A 22493-nucleotide genomic window follows, 5' to 3' on the forward strand; every position below is an offset into this window, starting at 1 on the left:
AACCAGTGACAGGCGTCGACCCAAGCCCGGCCTTATGGACTGCCATCAGGACAGGCCATGCTCGTTGCGCGCCGCGAGCAGGCTTCTAGACTGATCGGATCGAACGGCCATGGCCTCATCTCTCACGATAATAAGGAAACCCGATGAAAGCTGTCCTGTGCAAAGAATTCGGCCCGGCCGAAAATCTCGTCATCGAAGAAACCGATAGCCCCCAGATCAAAAAGGGCGAGGTGCTGCTAGACGTGCACGCTGCCAGCGTCAACTTTCCGGACACGCTGATCATCGAAGGGAAGTACCAGTTCAAGCCGCCCTTTCCCTTTTCACCGGGTGGCGAGGCCGCCGGAGTGGTTGCCGCTGTCGGTGAAAAGGTCACCCATTTGAAGGTCGGGGACCGGGTAATGGGCCTGACCGGCTGGGGCAGCTTCGCCGAGCAGGTGGCCGCGCCCGCGGATAACGTGCTGCCGATCCCCGCGCAGATGGATTTCGAAACGGCCGCCGCGTTCAGCATGACCTACGGCACGTCCATGCATGCGCTCAAGCAACGCGCCAACCTGCAACCGGGCGAAACCCTGCTGGTACTGGGCGCATCGGGAGGCGTCGGCCTGGCTGCCGTAGAGATCGGCAAGGCGATGGGCGCCCGAGTCATCGCTGCCGCCTCGACGGCCGAAAAACTGGAGGTGGCAAAAAACGCAGGCGCGGACGAGCTGATCAACTACACCGAAGGCAGCCTCAAGGAGCGTCTGAAGGAGCTCACCGAGGGCCAAGGGGTGGATGTGATCTACGATCCGGTAGGCGGCAGCCTGTTCGAAGAGGCATTTCGCAGCATCGCCTGGAATGGCCGGATGCTGGTGGTCGGATTCGCCGCAGGCGACATCCCTTCGCTGCCCGCCAACCTGCCGTTGCTCAAGGGCGCTTCGTTGATCGGCGTATTCTGGGGCAGTTTCGCCCGGCGTCAGCCGCAGGACAACGCAGCCAACTTCAAGCAGCTGTTCGCCTGGCACGCTGAAGGCAAGCTCAAGCCACTGGTGTCGCAGACCTTCGCACTCGAACAGACTGCGACAGCGATCAACACGCTGGCCCAGCGCAAGGCTGTCGGCAAACTGGTCGTGAAGGTGCGTTGAGTGATCGAACCGCAGGGCGCCAGGCGCCCTGCGGTGAGGTGAAACGAGGCGGGATCAGTGAGCAGTGGCGGGCGCCGCACCGCCGCCCTGCTGCATGCGCGCCATTTCCTGGGCGTAAAGCGCATCGAAGTTCACCGGAGCCAGCATGAGCGCCGGGAACGAGCCGCGAGTGACCAGGCTGTCGAGCGTTTCGCGGGCATAGGGGAACAGGATGTTCGGGCAGAATGCGCCAAGTGTGTGGCTCATCGCCTGGGCCTCGAGCCCCTTGATGAGGAAGATGCCGGCCTGCTGAACCTCGGCGATAAACGCAACGTCCTCACCCGTCTTGACCGTCACGGAGAGCGTCAGCACCACTTCATGGAAGTCGTTCTCGAGCGTCTTCTGCTTGGTATTCAGATCCAGCGCAACGCTCGGATTCCACTCCTGACGGAAGATTTCCGGGCTCTTGGGGGCCTCGAAAGAAAGGTCGCGGACATAGATCCGCTGCAGGGAAAACTGTGCGCCCTGCTCTTCCTGACCCGCAGCCGCGCCGTTGTTCGCTTGTTCAGTCATGTGAAACCTTCTGGTTGTGCATGTCGTATTGGGAACCGCCCCGCCAACGTCGACACGGGTCGAGCACCGGGCAGGCGGTTGATCGAATCATGCCTGCAGCAGCGGATCCAGCCGACCCGACCGCTCCAGCGCATGTAGCTCGTCGCAGCCACCGACGTGTTCGTCACCGATCCATATCTGCGGAACCGATGTGCGCCCGGCCTTGGAGGCCATCTCCGAGCGCAGGGTGGGCTTGCCATCCACGGCGATTTCCTCGTAGCTGACACCCTTGCGATCGAGCAGGCTTTTGGCCCGGATACAATACGGGCACCAGGCGGTGGTGTAGATGACGACTTTAGGCATATTTACTTGACCACTGGCAGGTTTTCGCCGCGCCAGCTGGAAATCCCTCCGGCCAGCTTGGCGGCGTTGAAGCCTGCCTTTTGCAGCTCACGGCAGGCCGTTCCAGCGTGCTGGCCCATGGCATCGACCACGACGATCGTCTTGCCCTTGTGCTTTTCCAGCTCGCCCAATCGGCTGACCAGTTTGTCGTAGGGAATGTTCAATGCATCCACGATGTGACCGGCGTCGAACTCCTTCTTCGCGCGCACGTCCAACACCACGCCTTCGTCGCGATTGACCAGACCGGTGAGCTCGCGATTGCTCAGGCTCTTGCCGCCCTTGCGCGCCTCGGTGATGGCGAGAAGAACCAGCAGCACCAGAAAGATGCTGACCAGGACATAGTGGTTAGAGACAAATTCAATCAGGTTAGCGACCATCAATAGGGTACCCGGGGGATAAAATGCGGGCCAGTATACACAGCCCCTCAACCGGGCTGAACCCTGGGAGTCGTGACGCCAAACCGGCCAGCCAGTAGACTGGCCGCCATTTTTCGCGCCCTCGTGCAAGGAGCCAGATTACATGCCTGCCGCGCCCAAACCCCTGGTATTGATGATTCTCGACGGCTTCGGACACAGCGACAGCCCTGAATACAATGCCATCCATGCCGCCAACAAGCCGGTCTATGACCGCCTGCTCGCCACCCAGCCGCATGGCCTGATCTCCGGCAGCGGGATGGATGTCGGCTTGCCGGACGGACAGATGGGCAATTCCGAGGTGGGGCACATGAACCTGGGCGCAGGCCGGGTGGTGTACCAGGATTTCACCCGCGTGACGAAATCCATCCGCGACGGCGACTTCTTCGAGAATCCGGCCATCTGTGCCGCGGTGGACAAAGCCGTCAGTGCGGGCAAGGCCGTGCATATCCTTGGCCTGCTATCGGACGGCGGCGTGCATAGCCACCAGGACCACCTGGTCGCCATGGCCGAACTGGCTGCCAAACGCGGCGCTGAGAAGATCTACCTGCACGCTTTTCTCGATGGGCGTGATACGCCACCCAAAAGCGCCCAGCATTCGATCGAACTGATGCAGGCGACCTTCACCCGTCTGGGCAAGGGCCGCGTCGCCAGCCTGATCGGCCGTTACTTCGCCATGGACCGCGACAACCGCTGGGATCGCGTCGAGCAGGCCTATCATCTGATCGTCGATGGCAAGGCCGAGTATCGCTCCGACTATGCGGTAGACGGCCTGATCGCCGCCTATGAACGTGGCGAAAGCGACGAGTTCGTCAAGGCGACCGCCATCGGCGAGCCAGTGACGGTCGAAGACGGCGACGCCGTGGTATTCATGAACTTCCGCGCCGACCGCGCGCGCGAGCTGACCCGCTGCTTCGTCGAACCCGATTTCAAAGAATTTCCCAGGGCCCGGGTACCGAACCTGGCGGGCTTCGTCATGCTGACCCAGTACGCCGCCAGCATTTGCGCACCCAGCGCCTTCGCGCCGGAAGGACTCACCAACGTCCTGGGCGAATACCTGGCCAACAACGGCAAGACTCAGCTGCGCATCGCCGAGACCGAAAAATACGCCCACGTCACCTTCTTTTTCTCCGGCGGCCGTGAAGAGCCATTCCCCGGCGAGGAGCGCATTCTCATCCCCTCCCCCCAGGTGGCCACCTACGACATGCAGCCGGAAATGAGCGCTCCGGAAGTGACCGACCGCATCGTCGAGGCCATCGAGCAACAACGCTACGACGTCATCATCGTCAACTATGCGAACGGCGACATGGTCGGCCATACCGGCGTGTTCGAGGCCGCGGTTAAGGCGGTGGAATGCCTGGACGCTTGCATCGGACGCATTGTCGATGCGCTGGACAAGGTCGGTGGCGAAGCCTTGATCACCGCTGACCATGGCAACGTCGAACAAATGGAAGACGTCATGACGGGCCAGGCCCACACCGCGCATACCTGCGAGCCGGTGCCGTTCATCTATTACGGCAAACGCAACCTGACGGTGCGCGAAGGCGGCGTGCTGGCCGATGTGGCCCCGACCATGTTGACCCTGCTCGGGCTGCCGACCCCACCGGAGATGACCGGCCGCTCGATCATCGAACTGCAAAGCTGAAGAGGGAAGCGGGATGCCGGGCCTTCGCTTCGCGCTGAGGGCTCAAGCTTCCAGCTGCTTTTTTAGGCATACTACGGCGACCCCAAACCTTCCGGCTTGTCCCTCACATGCCTCGTATTCTTTTCGCATTCGCGCTCTTCTGCCTGCTTGGCTCGGCCATGGCGGACGAGCGCGCCGACGCACGCAGACAGATCGAAACGGCGCGCAAGGACGTCGCCGAACTGCAGAAGCTGCTCAAGCAGATCGAGCAGGAGAAATCCGCCGTTCAGAAGCAGTTGCAGACCACCGAAAGCGAGATGGGCCAGCTCGAAAAGCAGGTCGATGCTTTACAGCAGGAAATCGATCGCAGCGAGGCGGAACTCGAGCGCCTCAATGACGAGAAGACTACCCTTGAAGGCGCTCGTATCGAGCAACAGCGGCTGATCGGCATCCAGGCGCGTGCGGCCTACCAGAGCGGCCGCCAGGAGTACCTCAAACTCCTGCTCAACCAGCAGAACCCTGAAAAATTCAGCCGCACCCTGACCTATTACGATTACCTCAGCAAAGCCCGTTTCGAGCAGGTCGCAAGCTTCAACGAAACGCTTGCCCAACTCGCCAGGGTCGAAGCCGGTATCGAGGCGCAACAGACGACACTGGCTGAACAGCAGGACGGGCTGCAAGAGCGTCGTGCCCAGCTCGCCGACGTGCGAAAGGAACGCCAGCTGGCGCTGGCCAAGCTTGACCGGGACTATTCCAGCCGCGACCAGAAGCTCAAGGCCCGCAGGCAGGAACAGGCACAGCTCGAGCGCGTCCTCAAGACAATCGAGCAGACGCTGGCTCGCCAGGCACGTGAAGCCGAGCAGGCGCGCCAGCGCGCCCAGGCATTGGCGCGTGAGGAACAGTCGCGTCAGCAACGCGCCGGCAGCGCCAGCTCGGCAGCGCCCGGCCCGCAGGTTTCAAGCGCGGGCGGTGCGTTTGGCGGCCCGTTCGCCAGCGCCAAAGGCAAGCTGCCCTGGCCCGTGGACGGACGCTTGGTCGCCCGCTACGGCACTCCGCGCGGCGGCGATGCTCGAACCAAGTGGGACGGTGTGCTCATTGGCGCCGCGGTGGGGACGCAGGTTCGCGCCGTGCATGGCGGCCGGGTGGTGTTCGCCGACTGGCTGCGCGGGGCCGGCCTGCTGGTGATCCTCGACCATGGCAATGGCTATCTGAGCCTGTACGGGCACAACCAGAGCCTGTTGCGCGACGCCGGGGAAATCGTCAAGGCAGGCGACCCGATCGCCACCGTAGGAACCAGTGGCGGGCAGGAGTCTGCCGCACTGTATTTCGCCATTCGCCAACAGGGTCGCCCAAGCGATCCGGCACAATGGTGTCGCGCGCAAGGATAGGCCGCTTCGGCTGCTAGCGCCCCTCATAACTGGAGTCAGACATGCTTCACCTGCGCCGTTTTGCCCAACCCACTACCCTGGCCCTGGCCGTCATACTGGGGATGCACGGTAGCGCCTGGGCCCAGCAACCACCCGCAGAGCTGGCGCCAGAGCCGATCACCCTGGACAGCTCCGCCAACAGGGCGCCGCTGCCGCTGGACGAGCTGCGCACGTTCGCCGAGGTGCTGGACCGGATCAAGGCGGCGTATGTGGAGCCGGTCGATGACAAGACCCTGCTGGAAAATGCCATCAAGGGCATGCTCAGCAACCTCGATCCGCACTCCGCCTACCTCGAACCCGAAGCTTTCGCCGAACTGCAGGAAAGCACCAGCGGAGAGTTCGGCGGCCTCGGCATCGAAGTCGGCATCGAGGACGGCTTCATCAAGGTGGTCTCGCCGATCGACGACACACCGGCATCCAAGGCCGGCATCGAGGCAGGCGACCTGATCGTCAGGATCGATGGCAAGCCGACCAAGGGCATGTCGATGATGGACGCGGTCGGCATGATGCGCGGCAAGCCGGGCAGCGACATTTCGCTGTCGTTGGTACGCGAGGGCGGCAAGCCCTTCAACGTCAAGCTCACGCGCGCGGTGATCAAGGTCAACAGCGTGAAGAGCCAGATGCTCGAGCCCGGCTACGGTTACTTGCGCGTCACCCAGTTTCAGATCAATACCGGCGAGGAAGTCGGCAAGGCGCTTGCTCGCCTGCGCAAGGAAAACGGCAAGAAGCTCAACGGACTGGTGCTCGACCTGCGTAACAACCCGGGCGGCGTGCTGCAGGCGGCGGTCGAAGTGTCCGATCACTTCCTGACGGACGGCCTGATCGTCTACACCAAGGGTCGCATCGCCAATTCGGAGCTGCGTTTCAGCGCCGATCCGGCCGACGCCAGCGAAGGCGTCTCGCTGGTCGTGCTGATCAACGGCGGAAGCGCTTCCGCATCGGAAATCGTCGCCGGAGCCCTGCAGGACCAGAAGCGCGGCGTGGTGATGGGCACCGACAGCTTCGGCAAGGGCTCGGTACAGACCGTGCTGCCGCTGAACAACGACCGCGCCTTGAAACTCACCACCGCGCTGTACTACACCCCTAACGGGCGCTCCATTCAGGCCCAGGGCATCGAGCCGGATATTCAGGTGACCCGCGCCAAGCTCACCCGCGAGCAGGCTATCGAGGGCGTGCGCGAAGCGGATCTTGCCGGGCACCTCGGTAACGGCAACGGCGGCCCGGAACGCCCCAGCGGCGCGCAGGTCACCAGCGATTCGCCGCGCCCCCAGGATGAGGATTTCCAACTCGGCCAGGCCCTGAACCTGCTCAAGGGATTGAACCTCACCCGCGGCCAGTAACGGATGCCACGGGTCGTACGCCTGTTGCTGGAAATTCTGGCCCCGCTACTGATGATCGCCACGCCGGCTATCGCGGCCGGCGAAACAGACGAAGCACAGCGCCTGGAAGCCGTCTCGCAGAGGCCGAAACTGGCGCTGGTGATCGACGACCTTGGGCAGAATACCGTCAGGGATCGTCGGGTCCTGGCCTTGCCGGGCCCGGTGGCCTTGGCAATTCTCCCCGACAGCCGCCACGCCACGACACTCGCAGAGCGAGCCAGGGCGGCAGGCAAGACCGTGATGCTGCATCTCCCCATGGCCCCCGCTGGCGGCCCCTACGCCTGGCAGCCGCAGCTACCGCAGGCGGAGCTGGAACGCCGGCTGGACAATGCGCTGGCGAAGGTGCCGCATGCCAACGGCGTGAATAATCACATGGGCAGCCAGATGACCATTCACCCGCAGCCGATGGACGCATTGATGCGTGGGCTGCAACAACGGCATCTTTTCTTTCTCGACAGCCGTACCAACACCGGCACGATCGCCGCTGCCGCCGCGCAGCGAATCGGATTGGCCAGCCTTTCACGCGATATCTTTCTCGATGACGATCCCAGCCCCGAGGCCGTTGCGGCGCAGTTTCGCGCCGCAGTACGGCTGGCGCACAAGCAGGGTTCGGTGGTCATCATCGGGCATCCGCACCCGGCCACGCTGGCATTGCTGGAACAGGAGCTGCCACGCTTGCCGACGCACGGCATCGACTGGGTGGATATCGGTCAGATGATCGCGACCCGCGGTAACCGAGCGATGGCCGCCCATGGGGCGCATGGCATCTATCGCTGAAGCTCCGTGACCGCCGCGCATGAGCGGTGCGGTGCAAGCAGTCGCTGCGCTCACACTCAGCGGCCATGGCAGATCAGGCGGAGCCACCCATCGACGGCCACAGCCTTGGGCGTGTGGGTTCAGCGCCCTGGCAGGGGCATGCTCAACGCATCACGATGCCGCAACTTGCCATGTAGGCTTTGGCTTCCGGCACCGTGTACTCGCCAAAGTGGAAGATGCTGGCCGCCAGTACTGCGTCAGCCTTGCCTTCGATGATGCCATCGGCCAGGTGTTGCAGATTGCCGACGCCGCCGGATGCGATCACCGGAATATGCACCGCCTCACTGATCGCACGGGTGACACCCAGGTCATAGCCGCTCTTGACGCCATCCTGGTCCATGCTGGTCAGGAGAATTTCACCGGCGCCCAGCGCTTCCATCTTCTGCGCCCAGAGCACGGCATCGAGCCCGGTAGGTTTGCGCCCGCCATGGGTGAAGATTTCCCAGCGTGGCGCCTCGCCCGGCCCGGAGACCTTCTTCGCGTCGATGGCAACCACGATGCACTGCGAGCCAAAGCGCTCAGCGGCTTCGCCCACGAACTCCGGCGTGAAGACAGCGGCCGTGTTGATCGAGACCTTGTCGGCGCCGGCATTGAGCAGGTTGCGGATGTCCTGCACGGTACGCACGCCACCGCCGACGGTCAGCGGAATGAAGACCTGGCTGGCCATGCGCTCGACGGTATGCAACGTGGTGTCACGGTTGTCGACACTGGCGGTGATGTCGAGGAAGGTGATCTCGTCGGCCCCCTGCTCATCGTAGCGGCGCGCGATCTCCACCGGGTCGCCGGCGTCGCGGATGTTCTCGAACTGGACGCCCTTGACCACGCGGCCATTGTCCACGTCGAGGCAGGGGATGATGCGTTTGGCCAATGCCATGGGCTTTTCTCCGGAGCAGCGACCGCTGCAAGCAAACCGATCAGCGCGTGTTGCGGTGGATCGCGCTTCGCCGATCCACCGTGTGGAACCCTGAAGGATGGCCTGCCATCCGTCGGGCTTCGCAAATCACTCGTCCTTGAATTTCAAGTCGCAGAGCGCCTGGGCTTCGGCCACATCTAGGGTGCCCTCGTAAATGGCGCGGCCCGTGATGGCGCCGATGATGCCGGGCGTGTTGGTGTCGAGCAGCTTCTGGATATCGCCGATATTATGGATACCGCCCGAGGCGATCACCGGGATACGGCTGGCATTGGCCAGGGCCACCGTTGCCTCGACGTTACAGCCCTGCATCATGCCGTCCTTGGCGATGTCGGTGTAGACGATGGCCGACACCCCATCGGCTTCGAAGCGGCGCGCCAGATCCACAGCCTGCACGCTGCTGACCTCGGCCCAGCCATCGGTCGCGACGAACCCGTCCTTGGCATCCAGACCCACGATGACCTTGCCCGGAAATGCGCGGCAGGCTTCACCGACAAACTCCGGCTGCTTGACCGCCTTGGTGCCGATGATCACGTAGCTGACGCCTGCACGGACGTAGTGCTCGATGGTTTCCAGCGACCGGATACCCCCGCCGATCTGGATCGGCAGGTTCGGATAGCGCCGGGCGATCGCGGTGACCACTTCGCCGTTGACCGGCTGGCCTTCGAATGCGCCGTTGAGGTCCACCAGGTGCAGACGGCGGCAACCGGCCTCGACCCACTTGGCGGCCATGGCTACCGGGTCATCGGAAAATACCGTCGCATCATCCATCAGGCCCTGGCGCAAACGTACGCAAGCGCCGTCCTTGAGATCGATCGCGGGAATAATCAGCATGGCTCAAACCTGTTCAAGTCGGTGTTGGGTAAGGGTCAGCTCTTTTCGAGCGCCCACAGGTCGCTTTCGATGCTTTCAAACCTTTCCTTAAGGTGTGCCTGCACGTCGAAAATCGCCTTGTTGTAGTAGAGCGGAGCAATCTTGCGGGCAAACAGATCGAGCACTTCCTGCGCCTCGAAGGAGCCCATCTCCAGCTCGAAACGGTCTTCCAGAAAGCGCTTGATGATCTGCTGCGCCGCCTGCTCCTGAGCGGAATCCAGCGTCAGGACCGGCGCCTTGAGCTTTGCCCGGCTCATTACCAACGGCCGTCCCAGGCGGCAAAATTCTGCAGCAGCTGCAGGCCGTGGGTGTGGCTCTTTTCAGGATGGAACTGCACGGCGAAGCGCGAACCGTCGGCCAGTGCAGCAGCGAAATCCTTGCCGTAATGACCGCGACCGACCACCTGCCTTGGGTTGCCCGCTTCGATGTAATAGCTGTGCACGAAATAGAAACGGCCATCGGCTGGGATGTTGTGCCAGAGCGGATGCGCAATCCCCTGTTCTACCTCGTTCCAGCCCATATGCGGGACTTTCAGCCGCTCGCCGGCTTCTTCGAGATCCTTGCCAAAGAAGCGCACCTGGCCGGGAAACAGGCCGATGCAATCGACGCCACTGTTTTCCTCGCTGCGCTCCATCAGCGCCTGCATACCGACGCAGATGCCGAGGAAAGGACGATCGACGCTCACTTCGCGGACCAGCTCGTCGAACCCCAGCCGTCGGATCTCAGCCATGCAGTCACGGATCGCGCCGACGCCCGGGAACACCACGCGATCCGCCTCGCGGATCACATGGGCATCGCTGGTGACCAGCACCCGGCCGGCCCCCACATGCTCGAGCGCCTTGGCGACCGAGTGCAGGTTGCCCATGCCGTAATCGATGACAGCGACCGTCTGCATTACAGGCAACCCTTGGTCGACGGCATCTGGCCAGCCATGCGCTCGTCCAGGGTCACCGCCATGCGCAGCGCGCGACCGAAGGCCTTGAACACCGTTTCGATCTGGTGATGGGTGTTGTGCCCACGCAGATTATCGATATGCAGCGTAACCAGCGCGTGATTGACGAAACCCTGGAAAAACTCCTGGAACAGATCGACATCGAAGCCGCCGACCGTGGCGCGGGTATAAGGGACGTGCATCTGCAACCCCGGACGCCCGGAAAAATCGATCACCACGCGCGACAGTGCTTCATCCAGCGGCACATAGGAATGCCCGTAGCGGGTCATGCCCTTCTTGTCGCCGACGGCCTTGGCAAAAGCCTGACCGAGCGTGATACCGACGTCTTCCACGGTGTGGTGGTCATCGATATGCAGATCGCCCTGGCACTCGATATCCAGATCGATCAGCCCGTGACGGGCGATCTGGTCGAGCATGTGTTCGAGAAAGGGCACGCCGATCGCAAAACGGGACTTGCCGCTGCCATCGAGATTAATGGTGGCCTTGACCTGGGTTTCCAGGGTATTGCGCTCTACGCATGCCGTACGTTCGGACATCGACAGCTCCGCTGATCGTGGGGCTAAAAAAGAGCGGCATTATAGGCGCAAACCCGCGTGCGGGGCTACGCGCCCCGCGCGCGCATCCGCTGCGAGCAGGTCAGTTCGGGCGGGCGTGAACCCAACTTGCCGCAGCCTTCGTCGGGCACCGCCGCGCCAGTGTTCGCGATCCGCCTGAGGATGCAGCTCATCGGGCCGCGACGCAGGGTCATCGTGCGCTGGCAGGCCGGCTTGGTTATGCTTGCCGGCATCACTACTGAGCGCGCCAGGTCAGCATGCCCGTACTCGTCGAAACCGTCACCGAGCCCAGCCAGCAGGATCGCATCGATCTGGCGAAAATCTTTGCCGATGCCCCGGTCTGGCTGCTGGCGCCCTACGCGAATGCCGCAACCCTGATCGAGGCCGCGCTGGCCGACCGCAGCCTGATCGCCGGTCGTTTCAACGATCGCCTGCTTGGCGCGGCCATTCTGCGGCGCGGCGCGGCGCATTGGCAGCTGTCGCACCTGTGCGTTCGCAAGATCACGCGGGGCCGCGGTGTCGGAAAAAGGCTCATCGAGCAAAGCCGGAACCAGGCTGCGGAGGCCGGGAAAGCCCTGCATCTGACAGCGCCAGCCGAACAACTCGAGGCGCAGGCACTGGCCGCACGGATGCACCTGCCGCTGGACCCGATCTAGCGCGCCCACAGCGTATTCGCCCATTGCGGGCTACCCAGGAACCCAGGCGCGTGCAGCCACTCCAACGCCAGCGGCGACGAAAGCCATGGCGTGCGGCGCTATACTCGCTGCTTTTGAATGCCAAACACAAAGGACCTGTCCATGAAAGCGCTCGGCAAGATCCTGGGCCTGGTAATCCTCGGGTTGCTGCTGCTCATCGTCGCATTGGGCTTCGCCCTTACCCACTTGTTCGACCCCAACGATTACAAGGACGAGATTCGCGCGCTTGCCCGTGACAAGGCCGGACTCGAGCTGAATATCGCCGGTGACATCGGCTGGAGCCTGTTCCCCTGGCTCGGGCTACAACTGCACGACACCACATTGGCCAGCGTACGCACACCGGAACAACCCTTCGCCGACCTGCGCATGCTCGGGCTATCGGTTCGGGTGCTTCCACTGTTGAGCCGTGAAGTACAGATGAGCGACATTGCGCTCAACGGCCTGAACCTGACCCTCGCCCGTGACGAGAGCGGCAAGGGCAACTGGGAAGGCGTAGGCCAACCCCCAGCCAGCGAAACACAGCCCGGCTCCAGCCCCGCCGAGGAGCCAACCGAGACCCCGGCCGATGGGTCGCAGGACGATGACGCCAGGCGCCCCTTGCAGCTCGACATCGACAGCCTGACCATCAGCGATGCGCGGGTCTCCTACCACGACGCACAAAGTGGCCAGCAATACAGCGCCGAAGGCATCGAGCTGACCACGGGTGCGATCCGTGAAGCCACCTCCATCCCGGTCAAGCTCAACGCCTTCTTCGGCAGCAACCAGCCCGTGATGCGCGCGCGCACCGAGCTGCAAGGTGCGCTGCGCTTCGATACCAGGCTGCAACGCTATCAGTTCGAAGACCTGCGCCTGAGCGGCGAGGCATCCGGCGAGCCGCTGCAGGGCAAGACCCTCTCCTTCACCGCCCAGGGACAGTTGCTGGCTGATTTCGCGGCCGATATCGCCGAGTGGACCAGCCTCAAGTTCACTGCCAACCAGCTACGTGGCCTTGCCGAGCTGAAGGCGCGCGACGTGCAGGAGCAGCCGAAAATAACCGGCACCCTGTCCATCGCCGAGTTCAACCTGCGCGAGTTTCTCGACAGCATCGGCCAACAGATTCCCGCGACGGCCGACAACGCCGCCCTGAGCAAAGCCGAGCTGGTGACGCGCCTGAATGCAAGCTCGAACAGCCTGGCCTTCGAAGAGCTCGACCTGAAACTGGACGGCAGCACCTTTACCGGCCAGATCGGTATCAGCGATTTCGCCAAGCAGGCGCTGCGCGTCGACCTCAAGGGCGACCAACTGAATCTTGACCGTTACCTGCCGCCGCCCGGCAAGCAGGATTCGGCCGGTTCGGCGCGGAAGAGCGAAGTCGCAGCGACCGAAGCCGCGGTGATCGGCAGTGGCACCACACCGCTGCCAGACAAACCGACCCAGCAGGCCTGGAGCGAGGCCTCGGTCCTTCCAATAGGCACCCTGCGCGGCCTGGATACGCGGATCAACCTCACCATCGCCAGCCTCACCGCAATGAAACTGCCGCTTGACGACTTCGCCCTGAAGGCGCGCAGCGCCGGCGGCTTGCTCACCCTGGAAGACCTGCGCAGCAACCTCTACAACGGTCGCATCGAAGCCACCGCCAGCCTTGACGTGCGGCCGGACGTACCGCTGATAACCGCCCAGACCCGCTTGGCCCGCATCCCCGTAGAGCGTCTGCTGCAAAGCCAGGACGAGAACGTGACGATCAAAGGCCTGCTCAATCTGGACGGCGACATTCGCAGCCAGGGCAACAGCCAGAAGGCGTGGATCGACAATCTCAACGGCAAGATCGGTTTCCTCGTCGACAATGGCGTCCTCGTCGACGCCAACCTCGAGCAGCAGCTCTGTCGCGCCATCGCAACGCTCAACCGCAAACCCCTCACCAGCGAACCGCGCAGCAAGGACACGCCGTTCCGCCAGCTGAAGGGCAACCTCACGCTGCGCAACGGTGTCGCAACCAACCCCGACCTCAAGGCCAGCATTCCCGGCCTGACCGTCAACGGCAACGGCGATGTCGACCTGCGTGTATTGGGCATGGACTACCGCGTCGGCATCATCATCGAGGGCGACAAGGGCACCATGCCCGATCCGGCCTGCGCGGTAAATGAACGTTACGTCGGCATCGAATGGCCTCTGCGCTGCCGCGGTCCGCTGGAGCTGGGTGCCAAGGCCTGCCGCTTCGATAACGACGGACTCGGCAAGATCGCCGCCAGGCTTGCCGGCGAAAAGCTCAACGAGAAGATCGAAGAAAAGCTCGGCGACAAGGTCAGCCCTGAATTGAAAGACGCCCTGAAAGGCCTGTTCAACCGATGAACCCGCAGCCTATGAGCCCTGAGCAATTCAGCGCCGCGGTGCTCGCCTGGTACGACCGCCACGGGCGCAAGGATCTACCTTGGCAACAGGCAATCACGCCATACCGGGTATGGGTGTCGGAGATCATGTTGCAGCAGACCCAGGTCAGCACCGTGCTCGGCTACTTCGATCGTTTCATGGACGCACTGCCCACGGTGCAGGCCCTGGCCAGCGCGGATGAGGATGAAGTGCTGCACCTGTGGACCGGGCTCGGCTACTACAGCCGAGCCCGCAACCTGCACAAGACCGCGAAGCTGATCGTGGCCGAGCATGGCGGCCAATTCCCACAGTGCGTCGACCAACTTGCCGCACTGCCCGGCATCGGGCGTTCCACGGCAGGCGCGATCGCCAGCCTGAGCATGGGGCTGCGCGCACCGATACTCGACGGTAACGTCAAGCGGGTCCTGGCCCGCTACGTCGCGCAGGATGGCTATCCCGGCGAGCCGAAAGTCGCCCGGCAACTCTGGGACGTGGCCGAACGCCTGACGCCGCAAACCCGAGTCAACCATTACACCCAGGCAATGATGGACCTGGGCGCGACACTCTGCACGCGCAGCAAACCCAGTTGCCTGCTCTGTCCCTTGAAGGCCGGCTGCCGTGCGCACCTGCTCGGTCGCGAAACGCAGTACCCGGTGCCCAAGCCGCGCAAGACGCTGCCCCACAAGCGCACTTTGATGCCCCTGCTGGCAAACCCTGAGGGCGCAATCCTGCTCTACCGTCGCCCGCCCACCGGGCTGTGGGGCGGACTCTGGAGCCTGCCGGAACTGGACAACCTGACCGACCTCGACCCCCTGGCGGCACGTCATTCGTTGCAACTGCAGCAGCGCCGCGCGCTGCCGGGCCTGACCCATACATTCAGCCATTTCCAGCTGGCCATCGAGCCCTGGCTGATCACAGTCAAGGGCGAGACCAACGCCGTGGCCGAGCCAGACTGGCTCTGGTATAACCTCGCCGCCCCGCCGCGACTGGGGCTCGCCGCCCCGGTGAAGACGCTGCTCAAGCGCGCCGCCGCCGAATTGAACGCAGGAGAGATGTCATGACCCGCACCGTGAACTGCCGCAAGTACAAAGAAGAACTGCCCGGCCTCGATCGCCCGCCCTACCCGGGCCCGAAAGGCGAGGATATCTACAACAATGTTTCCCGGAAGGCCTGGGACGACTGGCAAAAGCATCAGACCATGCTGATCAATGAACGCCGGCTGAACATGATGAACGCCGAGGACCGCAAGTTTCTCCAGGCCGAGATGGACAAATTCTTCTCTGGCGAAGACTACGCACAAGCCGAAGGCTACGTACCGCCGAGCGCGTAATCGGCCGCATCCGGAGCGAGCGGCCCCGCGCCTTGCTCGCTCTGCCGGCTGTGGGGGCCACAGCCACAAGCATCCCCCATCGTCACCTCGCAGCGCTAAACGCCCGTCCTGGCTAAATTTTTTCTCAGCCGCGCTTGACAGGCAAAAGCCAAATCCGTCTAATAGCGCCCCGTTGCCCAGGTAGCTCAGTCGGTAGAGCAGGGGATTGAAAATCCCCGTGTCGGCGGTTCGATTCCGTCCCTGGGCACCACTGATCCGAACGAAAAGGCTCACCCCTGTGGTGGGCCTTTTTGCTTTCTGCTGTTCGTTCGGCCCATCGGGCAATCGCCGCTGTTGCCGGTCGGCGCCCGCGACAGCGCATCATCGGTTCGCTTCGCACCTCATCCTGCTGGCAGCGACGGTTAGGACGGTGGCTCTGTTCTGGACCGGTTCCAGGCGCGCCAGGCATGAACGTCAACGGCGAATCCGCACGCAGTTGGTAGAGGCGTCGAGCGTGACCGCCAGCACCGGGCTGATCGCTTCTGCTCATCGTTCAGGGCCACGGATTCGGCGCGATTCTCTGGCTGCTGCTGGCCAGCGCGGCGGCCTTCAGCCTGTCGCTGACCCTGAGCTGGAAACCCACCTGCCTGCGTTTGTTCCTCGCCCCCTGAAAGACGACTCGTTAAGTCTTGAGCCGTTTTGGCCGCTTTCACTTGATTGTCGACTAGGCTGAACCCCAGCGTGACGGGGTTAAGCCTCGCCGGGCTGCATCGAGCCGCTAAGGAAAGCCGAACACAACGCAAGGAGCCAGGCGTGCAAACGGTTCTCTCAATTCTGGTGATCTGGACCCTGTTGACCGCCGCCCAGGCCAGCGCGGCGCAATGGCGATTCGTCACCGAGGATTTTCCGCCCTTTACCTACCCGGCCGACGGCCCGGCCCGCACGGACCGCGGCATCAGTGCGGGCGGCCCGCTGGTGGAAGTCCTGCAGGCGGTCTGCGCACGCTTGCAGCGCGACTGCACGATCACCCTTTATCCCTGGCGACGGGCTCTGCGGCTCGCCGAGCAGGGCCAGGTAGACGGCATCTTCACCCTGGTGCGCTCGCCCCAGCGTGACGAGCTGTTTCACATCAGCCGAATGTTGGTAACGTCTCGCTACAGCGTCTTTGCCCGTGACGACAGCGCCTTCGTCTTCAATCGACCGAGCGACCTGGCAGGCCGGCTGGTCGGGGTGTACGGCCCCTCCGGAACCTCTTACATACTGTCCGAACGGCTCAAGGCGGTGCCGGACGTGCAGTTGCACCTGACCCCCGACAACCGACGGCTGTTGCGCATGTTGCAATCCGGACGCTTCGGCAGCGAAGGCCTGGCGGTGCTCAACCAGGATGTGGCCTGGCACCTGATCGAAGACGAGCATCTCGAAGGCCTGCGCGAAGCGGGGGGCATGGGGCCGATCAGCTACGGCATCGGGCTGTCGCGCAAGACGGTGAGCGAGACCCAGTTCGAGGCATTCGAGGACGCGCTCGGCGCGGCGATAGCCGATGGTACGGTGCCGGCCATCCTGCGCCGCCACCAGCTCGAACCGGCCTATTGAAACCCTTCTCACCGCAACGCCGGTATCCGGCCGAACGGGCACCGGGGTCCTATTGCAGACAGGGCAGCGACAATATGTGAATTTTCCTGTCAGTTATACATAGCTAGTATTTTCCTGGCGAAGGACCGTTTGACCCTCCACCGACAATTCACCTCCGGAGCGAAGCGCGTTTTCCGTCAAGGTCGCCAAGTAGAGGAAAAAACGACATATGGAAGCAGAAAAGAAGCTGCCCAGAGCCATCATCCTGTTCCCCGTATTCATACCCGCAGTGGTGGTCATGCTGTTGCTGGTGGTCGGTACGATCAGTAACCCGGATCTGGCCGGCAAAGTGTTCAGCTCCGCGCTGGCCTTCATCACCACCAATTTCGGCTGGTTCTACATGCTGTCGGTGGCCTTCTTCCTGGTGTTCATCGTCGGCATCGCGATGACTCCCTGGGGGAACATCAAACTGGGGCCTGACCATGCGGAGCCGCAATACAGCTTTCCCGCCTGGTTCGCCATGCTGTTTTCCGCCGGTTACGGCATCGCCCTGTTGTTCTTCGGCGTGGCCGAACCGGTACTGCACTACGCGTCGCCGCCAGCCGGTGCCGCGGAAACCGTCGACTCGGCCAAGCAGGCGATGCAGATCGCATTCTTTCACTGGGGTTTCCACATCTGGGCCATCTATGGCCTGACCGGCCTGGTGCTGGCCTACTTCTCGTTCCGTCACGGTTTGCCGTTGTCGATGCGATCGGCGCTCTATCCGCTTATCGGCGAACGCATTCACGGGCCGATCGGCCATGTGGTGGACGTCTTCGCGATCCTCGGCACGCTGTTCGGCATCGCAACTACGCTGGGCCTGTCCGTTACCCAGATCAATGCCGGGCTCAACTACCTGTGGCCGGACATTCCGGTCAGCATCGGCGTACAGATCATTGCCATCGCGATCATCACCGCCATGGCGATCTGCTCGGTGGTGGCGGGGCTCGACAAGGGCGTCAAGAACCTCTCGCTACTGAACATGGTGCTCGCCATCGCCCTGATGCTTTTCGTGTTTGTGGCTGGCCCGACCATCTTCATCCTCGAAACCTTTCTACAGAACACCGGCAGCTACCTGAACAACATCATCGAGCGCACCTTCAACCTGCAGGCCTATTCGCGCAGCGACTGGATCGGCAACTGGACACTGTTCATCTTCGGCTGGACCATCGCCTGGTCGCCTTTTGTCGGCCTGTTCATCGCCAAGATCAGCCGCGGCCGGACGATCCGGCAATTCGTCTTTGGCGTGATGTTCGTCCCGACGATGTTTACCTTCCTCTGGTTCTCGGTGTTCGGCGATACCGCGCTGCACCTGATCATGGTCGAGGGCTACACCTCGCTGATCGCCGACGTGCAGGCCGATAACGCCATCGCGCTGTTCAAGCTGTTCGAACTGCTGCCGATGACGGCCATCACCTCGTTCCTGGCCGTCCTGCTGATTGTCACCTTCTTCGTCACATCGTCGGACTCCGGCTCGCTGGTCATCGACTCCCTGGCCGCCGGCGGCGCCATACATACACCCGTCTGGCAGCGGGTCTTCTGGGCCAGCACCGAAGGGCTTGTGGCGGCTGCGCTGTTGCTCGCCGGTGGCCTCAGTGCGTTGCAGACCATGACCATCGCCAGCGCGTTGCCGTTCGCCGTCATCATGCTGATATCGGCTCTGGGCATGTGGCGCGCGCTGGTGATCGAAGGCCACCACGAAACCAGCCTGCAAAACCATATGCAGAGCAGCCGCCTGGCCAGCAATGCGGGGCCTGGGCTGTGGAAGAAGCGCCTGGCCGGCATGGTCAGCTTCCCGGACCGCGAACACGTCGAGGGCTTCATCAACACCACTGTGCTCAAGGCCATGCGCCGCGTGCAGCGTGAACTCAGCGGCCAGGAGTGGAACGCCGAGGTACAGATCGACGAAGCCCACTCGCGGGTCTATCTGGAGGTGCTCAAGGAAGATCAGGTGGACTTCATCTACGAGATCCGCATGGTCGGCTACGCCATGCCTGCCTTCGCGCTTTCCGAGGGGCCGGATACCGACGAGCAGTATTACCGCGCGGAAGTCTTCCTGCGGCGCGGGGGCCAGCATTACGACATCTACGGCTACGACCAGCAGGACATCATCAGCGACATCCTCGACCAATTCGAGAAGTACCTGCACTTCCTGCACATTTCTCCGGGCAGCCTGCCGTGGAAAATGGAAGAGCACGACGAAATGCTGGCCAGCGAGACAGACCTGCCCAAGACCGATCAATCGTAGACCCGGAGGCCGATGGAAGGCTCGTCGAAAGCCTTCCACGCGCCGCATCGCGTTGAGGCTTTGCGGTGATGACGTATAAATTCATCTATACATAGAGAACGAACGATCAAGACCAGCCGCCGGTGACCAACCAGTCATTAAGCTTGGCGTGGCGCCGTGCTTGGCGCATGCCCCGGCCCATGCTAGGTTTGCGCCTCGCCAGGACGGCGAGCAGTCGGCCGGAGCGCAATTTACACAGAGAAGGACCACGCCACGCCCTGGTCCGACAAGAGGAAGCTCAATGGCTGAGGCCATCCCAGCACTGGAAATCCGCAACCTGCACAAGCGCTACGGCGATCTGGAAGTACTCAAAGGCATCTCGCTGACCGCGCGCGACGGCGATGTAATTTCCATCCTCGGCTCGTCCGGCTCCGGAAAATCGACTTTCCTGCGCTGCATCAACCTGCTGGAAAATCCAAACGAAGGCGAGATTCTTGTCGCCGGTGAGTCGCTGCGCCTCAAGCGCGCCAAAGACGGCGATCTGGTGGCGGCGGACGCCAAGCAGATCAACCTGATGCGCAGCAAGCTTGGCTTCGTGTTCCAGAACTTCAACCTCTGGCCGCACATGAGTGTGCTGGACAACATCATCGAGGCACCGCGCCGCGTGCTCGGCCTGAGCAAGGCCGAAGCCACCGAAAGCGCCGAAGCCCTGCTGGCCAAGGTGGGCATTGCCGACAAGCGCCATGTCTATCCCAACCAGCTGTCCGGTGGCCAGCAGCAGCGCGCTGCCATCGCGCGCACCCTGGCGATGCAGCCGAAGGTGATCCTGTTCGATGAACCGACCTCGGCGCTGGACCCGGAAATGGTACAAGAAGTGCTAGCAGTGATCCGGTCACTGGCCGATGAAGGTCGGACCATGCTGCTCGTCACCCATGAAATGAACTTCGCGAAACAGGTCTCCAGTGAAGTGGTTTTTCTTCATCAGGGCCTGGTTGAAGAGCAGGGAACGCCCGAGCAGGTGTTCGACAACCCCCAATCGGCACGCTGTAAACAATTCATGTCCAGCCATCGCTAATGGAGCAACACCGCATGAAAAGCTATAAGAAAATTCTGCTGACCGCCGCCGCCACCCTGATGCTGGGGGCCAACGCCTTCGCAGCCGACAAGCTGCGCATCGGCACCGAAGGCGCCTACCCACCCTTCAACCTGATCGACGCGAGCGGCCAGGTGGTCGGCTTCGACCTGGACATCGCCCACGCGCTGTGCGCCAAGATGGAAGTGGAATGCGAAGTGGTCACGTCGGACTGGGACGGCATCATCCCGGCACTGTACGCCGGCAAGTTCGACTTCCTGGCCGCCTCCATGTCGGTCACCGAGGAGCGTAAGAACGCCGTCGATTTCACCGACCACTACTACACCAACAAACTGCAGTTCGTTGCGCCCAAGTCCGTCGACTTCAAGACCGACGAGGGTTACCTGCAAGGCAAGGTGATCGGTGCTCAACGTGCGACCATCGCCGGTACATGGCTGGAAGACAACATGGACGGCGTGGTCGACATCAAGCTCTACGACACCCAGGAAAACGCTTATCTCGACCTGGCCTCCGGCCGCGTCGACGGCATCCTGGCCGATTCCTTCGTGCAGTGGGAATGGCTCAAGAGCGATGCCGGCAAAGACTTCGAGTTCAAAGGCGAACCGGTATTCGACGACGACAAGATCGCCATTGCCGTGCGCAAGGGCAATGACGAGTTGCGCGAGAAGCTGAACGAGGCACTGGCAGCGATCATCGCTGACGGCACCTACGAGAAGATCAACGCCAAGTACTTCCCTTTCAATATTTACTGATCCGTCTGAACCGAAGCCCGACCGCCAGCACTGGCAGGTCGGGCTTCGGTGTTTGAGCCCCTATGATTCCCGACCTTCATGGATTCGGTCCGGCGCTGATCGCCGGCACCTGGATGACCGTCCAACTGGCCCTTGCATCCCTGGCCCTCGGCCTGGTGCTCGGGCTGCTCGGCGCACTGGCCAAGACATCGCCCTACGTCGCCCTGCGCTGGGTAGGCGGCACTTACTCGACCATCGTTCGCGGCGTGCCCGAACTGCTCTGGGTGCTGCTGATATATTTCGGCACCATCGGCCTGGTGCGCGGCATCGGCGAGATATTCGGCATCGAGAATCTGGCGCTTAGCCCCTTCGTCGCCGGCACCATCGCCCTGGGCCTTTGTTTCGGCGCTTACGCCACCGAGGTCTTCCGTGGCGCACTGCTGGCCATCCCGAAAGGCCACCGGGAGGCTGGCCTGGCGCTCGGCCTGGGCAAGCGGCGGATCTTTCTGCGGCTTATCCTGCCGCAGATGTGGCGCCTGGCCCTGCCCGGCCTGGGCAATCTGTTCATGATCCTGATGAAGGACACGGCGCTGGTCTCGGTCATTGGCCTGGAAGAAATCATGCGCAGCTCGCAAATCGCCGTGACGGCGAGCAAGGAGCCGTTCACCTTCTTCGTCGTCGCCGCCTTTATCTACCTGGGTCTGACAGTCATCGCCATGACCGGTATGTATTTCCTCGAAAAACGCGCCGGACGCGGCTTTGTCAGGAGCGCCGCATGAGCTGGGAACTGTTCATCAAGTGGCTGCCGAGCTTCATCGAAGGTGCCTGGCTGACCCTGCAGCTGGTCGGCGTCTCGGTCGTGGCCGGGTTGATACTTGCGCTGCCGTTGGGCATAGCCCGGTCATCGCGCCTGCTCGCGGTGCGCGCGCTGCCCTACGGATACATCTTCTTCTTCCGCGGCACGCCCTTGCTGGTGCAGCTGTTCCTCGTCTATTACGGCATGGCGCAGTTCGAAGCCGTTCGCCAAAGCGCCTTGTGGCCGTATCTGCGCGATCCCTACTGGTGCGCGATCATCACCATGACCCTGCACACCGCCGCCTATATTGCCGAGATCCTGCGGGGCGCGATCCAGAACGTCCCGCCGGGTGAGATCGAAGCCGCCCGCGCGTTGGGTATGTCTCGCAGCCAGGCGTTGTGGCACATCATCCTGCCGCGCGCCACGCGTATCGGCCTGCCGGCCTACAGCAACGAAGTGATTCTGATGCTCAAGGCCAGCGCGCTGGCCAGCACCATCACCCTGCTCGAGTTGACAGGCATGGCGCGCAAGATTGCGGCGCGCACCTACATGCACGAAGAAATGTTCCTCACCGCCGGCCTGATCTACCTGCTCATCGCCTTCGTACTGATGCAGGGCTTCAAGCTGCTGGAGCGCTGGTTGCGGGTGGACGCCTGCCAGGGGCGCTGAGCCGCGAGGTGGGC

Annotated in this window: 24 protein-coding genes and 1 tRNA gene; 17 read left to right on the forward strand and 8 right to left on the reverse strand. The window is 62.8% G+C overall.

The genetic code is table 11. The features are described from left to right. Nucleotides 1–143 precede the first annotated feature (143 nt). Nucleotides 144–1121 (forward strand): NADPH:quinone oxidoreductase family protein, encoded by a 978-nt coding sequence (locus tag GQA94_RS02065; RefSeq protein WP_158186506.1) that lies wholly within the window; start codon nucleotides 144–146, stop codon nucleotides 1119–1121. Nucleotides 1122–1175: 54 nt separating this feature from the next. On the opposite strand, the gene secB is transcribed toward GQA94_RS02065, so the two are convergent. The 3 genes from secB to GQA94_RS02080 all read right to left on the reverse strand — a co-directional run bounded on the left by secB (nucleotide 1176) and on the right by GQA94_RS02080 (nucleotide 2431). Then, entirely contained in the window at nucleotides 1176–1673 is a 498-nt protein-coding gene (gene secB, locus GQA94_RS02070; protein ID WP_158186507.1) for a protein-export chaperone SecB, read from the reverse strand. 87 nt (nucleotides 1674–1760) lie between these two features. Beyond that, nucleotides 1761–2015: a glutaredoxin 3 gene (gene grxC, locus GQA94_RS02075; RefSeq protein ID WP_158186508.1), complete on the reverse strand. Its 255-nt coding sequence runs from the start codon at nucleotides 2013–2015 to the stop codon at nucleotides 1761–1763. A gap of 2 nt (nucleotides 2016–2017) precedes the next feature. Beyond that, complete coding sequence (locus GQA94_RS02080; RefSeq protein ID WP_158186509.1) at nucleotides 2018–2431, reverse strand: rhodanese-like domain-containing protein; 414 nt, start codon at nucleotides 2429–2431, stop codon at nucleotides 2018–2020. 142 nt (nucleotides 2432–2573) lie between these two features. Here GQA94_RS02080 and gpmI point away from each other — a divergent pair, with 142 nt between their 5' ends. From gpmI to GQA94_RS02100, 4 genes are all read left to right on the forward strand, one after another. Next, the gene (gpmI, locus tag GQA94_RS02085; protein ID WP_158186510.1) at nucleotides 2574–4112 is read left to right on the forward strand and encodes a 2,3-bisphosphoglycerate-independent phosphoglycerate mutase; all 1539 of its coding nucleotides are present in this window, start codon (nucleotides 2574–2576) and stop codon (nucleotides 4110–4112) included. Nucleotides 4113–4219: 107 nt separating this feature from the next. Beyond that, a complete protein-coding gene (locus tag GQA94_RS02090) occupies nucleotides 4220–5479 on the forward strand; it encodes a murein hydrolase activator EnvC family protein (protein WP_158186511.1) in 1260 nt (419 codons plus the stop codon). 41 nt (nucleotides 5480–5520) lie between these two features. Then, nucleotides 5521–6858, forward strand: a complete 1338-nt coding sequence (locus tag GQA94_RS02095) for a S41 family peptidase (protein WP_158186512.1) — start codon at nucleotides 5521–5523, stop codon at nucleotides 6856–6858. 3 nt (nucleotides 6859–6861) lie between these two features. Further along, a complete protein-coding gene (locus GQA94_RS02100) occupies nucleotides 6862–7674 on the forward strand; it encodes a divergent polysaccharide deacetylase family protein (protein WP_423835360.1) in 813 nt (270 codons plus the stop codon). Nucleotides 7675–7816: 142 nt separating this feature from the next. On the opposite strand, the gene hisF is transcribed toward GQA94_RS02100, so the two are convergent. The 5 genes from hisF to hisB all read right to left on the reverse strand — a co-directional run bounded on the left by hisF (nucleotide 7817) and on the right by hisB (nucleotide 10984). Next, on the reverse strand, nucleotides 7817–8587 hold the full coding sequence (hisF, locus tag GQA94_RS02105) for an imidazole glycerol phosphate synthase subunit HisF (RefSeq protein ID WP_158186513.1): 771 nt from the start codon (nucleotides 8585–8587) through the stop codon (nucleotides 7817–7819). Nucleotides 8588–8713: 126 nt separating this feature from the next. After that, nucleotides 8714–9457 carry a 1-(5-phosphoribosyl)-5-[(5-phosphoribosylamino)methylideneamino]imidazole-4-carboxamide isomerase gene (gene hisA, locus GQA94_RS02110; RefSeq protein WP_158186514.1) on the reverse strand — a complete coding sequence of 248 codons (744 nt, stop codon included), beginning with the start codon at nucleotides 9455–9457 and terminating at the stop codon, nucleotides 8714–8716. Nucleotides 9458–9492: 35 nt separating this feature from the next. Next, nucleotides 9493–9753 carry a DUF2164 domain-containing protein gene (locus GQA94_RS02115; RefSeq protein ID WP_158186515.1) on the reverse strand — a complete coding sequence of 87 codons (261 nt, stop codon included), beginning with the start codon at nucleotides 9751–9753 and terminating at the stop codon, nucleotides 9493–9495. After that, nucleotides 9753–10391: an imidazole glycerol phosphate synthase subunit HisH gene (gene hisH, locus GQA94_RS02120; protein ID WP_158186516.1), complete on the reverse strand. Its 639-nt coding sequence runs from the start codon at nucleotides 10389–10391 to the stop codon at nucleotides 9753–9755. Before hisH ends, GQA94_RS02115 begins: the two co-directional genes overlap by 1 nt. Further along, entirely contained in the window at nucleotides 10391–10984 is a 594-nt protein-coding gene (gene hisB / locus GQA94_RS02125; RefSeq protein ID WP_158186517.1) for an imidazoleglycerol-phosphate dehydratase HisB, read from the reverse strand. The genes hisH and hisB overlap by 1 nt, the downstream gene beginning before the upstream one ends. A 275-nt stretch (nucleotides 10985–11259) precedes the next feature. On the opposite strand from hisB, the gene panM reads away from it, so the two are divergent. The 12 genes from panM (at nucleotide 11260) to GQA94_RS02180 (ending at nucleotide 22479) form a co-directional block, all read left to right on the forward strand. Then, nucleotides 11260–11658: an aspartate 1-decarboxylase autocleavage activator PanM gene (panM, locus tag GQA94_RS02130; protein ID WP_158186518.1), complete on the forward strand. Its 399-nt coding sequence runs from the start codon at nucleotides 11260–11262 to the stop codon at nucleotides 11656–11658. Between the two features lie 141 nt (nucleotides 11659–11799). After that, nucleotides 11800–14025, forward strand: a complete 2226-nt coding sequence (locus tag GQA94_RS02135) for an AsmA family protein (RefSeq protein ID WP_158186519.1) — start codon at nucleotides 11800–11802, stop codon at nucleotides 14023–14025. Between the two features lie 11 nt (nucleotides 14026–14036). Next, nucleotides 14037–15104, forward strand: coding sequence for an A/G-specific adenine glycosylase (gene mutY / locus GQA94_RS02140; protein ID WP_158186520.1), 1068 nt, complete (start codon nucleotides 14037–14039; stop codon nucleotides 15102–15104). Then, nucleotides 15101–15373 carry an oxidative damage protection protein gene (locus GQA94_RS02145; protein ID WP_158186521.1) on the forward strand — a complete coding sequence of 91 codons (273 nt, stop codon included), beginning with the start codon at nucleotides 15101–15103 and terminating at the stop codon, nucleotides 15371–15373. Before mutY ends, GQA94_RS02145 begins: the two co-directional genes overlap by 4 nt. Before the next feature lie 174 nt (nucleotides 15374–15547). Beyond that, nucleotides 15548–15623, forward strand: a tRNA-Phe gene (locus tag GQA94_RS02150). Nucleotides 15624–15942: 319 nt separating this feature from the next. Continuing rightward, on the forward strand, nucleotides 15943–16023 hold the full coding sequence (locus tag GQA94_RS23345; RefSeq protein WP_233270241.1) for a hypothetical protein: 81 nt from the start codon (nucleotides 15943–15945) through the stop codon (nucleotides 16021–16023). 142 nt (nucleotides 16024–16165) lie between these two features. Then, nucleotides 16166–16945, forward strand: coding sequence for a substrate-binding periplasmic protein (locus GQA94_RS02155; protein ID WP_158186522.1), 780 nt, complete (start codon nucleotides 16166–16168; stop codon nucleotides 16943–16945). A 208-nt stretch (nucleotides 16946–17153) separates the two neighbouring features. After that, on the forward strand, nucleotides 17154–19211 hold the full coding sequence (locus GQA94_RS02160; RefSeq protein ID WP_158186523.1) for a BCCT family transporter: 2058 nt from the start codon (nucleotides 17154–17156) through the stop codon (nucleotides 19209–19211). Between the two features lie 280 nt (nucleotides 19212–19491). Then, nucleotides 19492–20265: an ABC transporter ATP-binding protein gene (locus tag GQA94_RS02165; protein WP_158186524.1), complete on the forward strand. Its 774-nt coding sequence runs from the start codon at nucleotides 19492–19494 to the stop codon at nucleotides 20263–20265. 14 nt (nucleotides 20266–20279) lie between these two features. Next, a complete protein-coding gene (locus tag GQA94_RS02170) occupies nucleotides 20280–21035 on the forward strand; it encodes an ABC transporter substrate-binding protein (RefSeq protein WP_158186525.1) in 756 nt (251 codons plus the stop codon). Between the two features lie 62 nt (nucleotides 21036–21097). Continuing rightward, entirely contained in the window at nucleotides 21098–21793 is a 696-nt protein-coding gene (locus tag GQA94_RS02175; protein ID WP_158186526.1) for an ABC transporter permease, read from the forward strand. Beyond that, nucleotides 21790–22479, forward strand: a complete 690-nt coding sequence (locus GQA94_RS02180; RefSeq protein ID WP_158186527.1) for an ABC transporter permease — start codon at nucleotides 21790–21792, stop codon at nucleotides 22477–22479. Before GQA94_RS02175 ends, GQA94_RS02180 begins: the two co-directional genes overlap by 4 nt. The last annotated feature ends 14 nt before the right edge of the window (nucleotides 22480–22493 follow it).

Origin of the sequence: Stutzerimonas stutzeri (assembly GCF_009789555.1) — a bacterium.
Taxonomy (GTDB): Bacteria; Pseudomonadota; Gammaproteobacteria; order Pseudomonadales; family Pseudomonadaceae; genus Stutzerimonas; species Stutzerimonas stutzeri_R.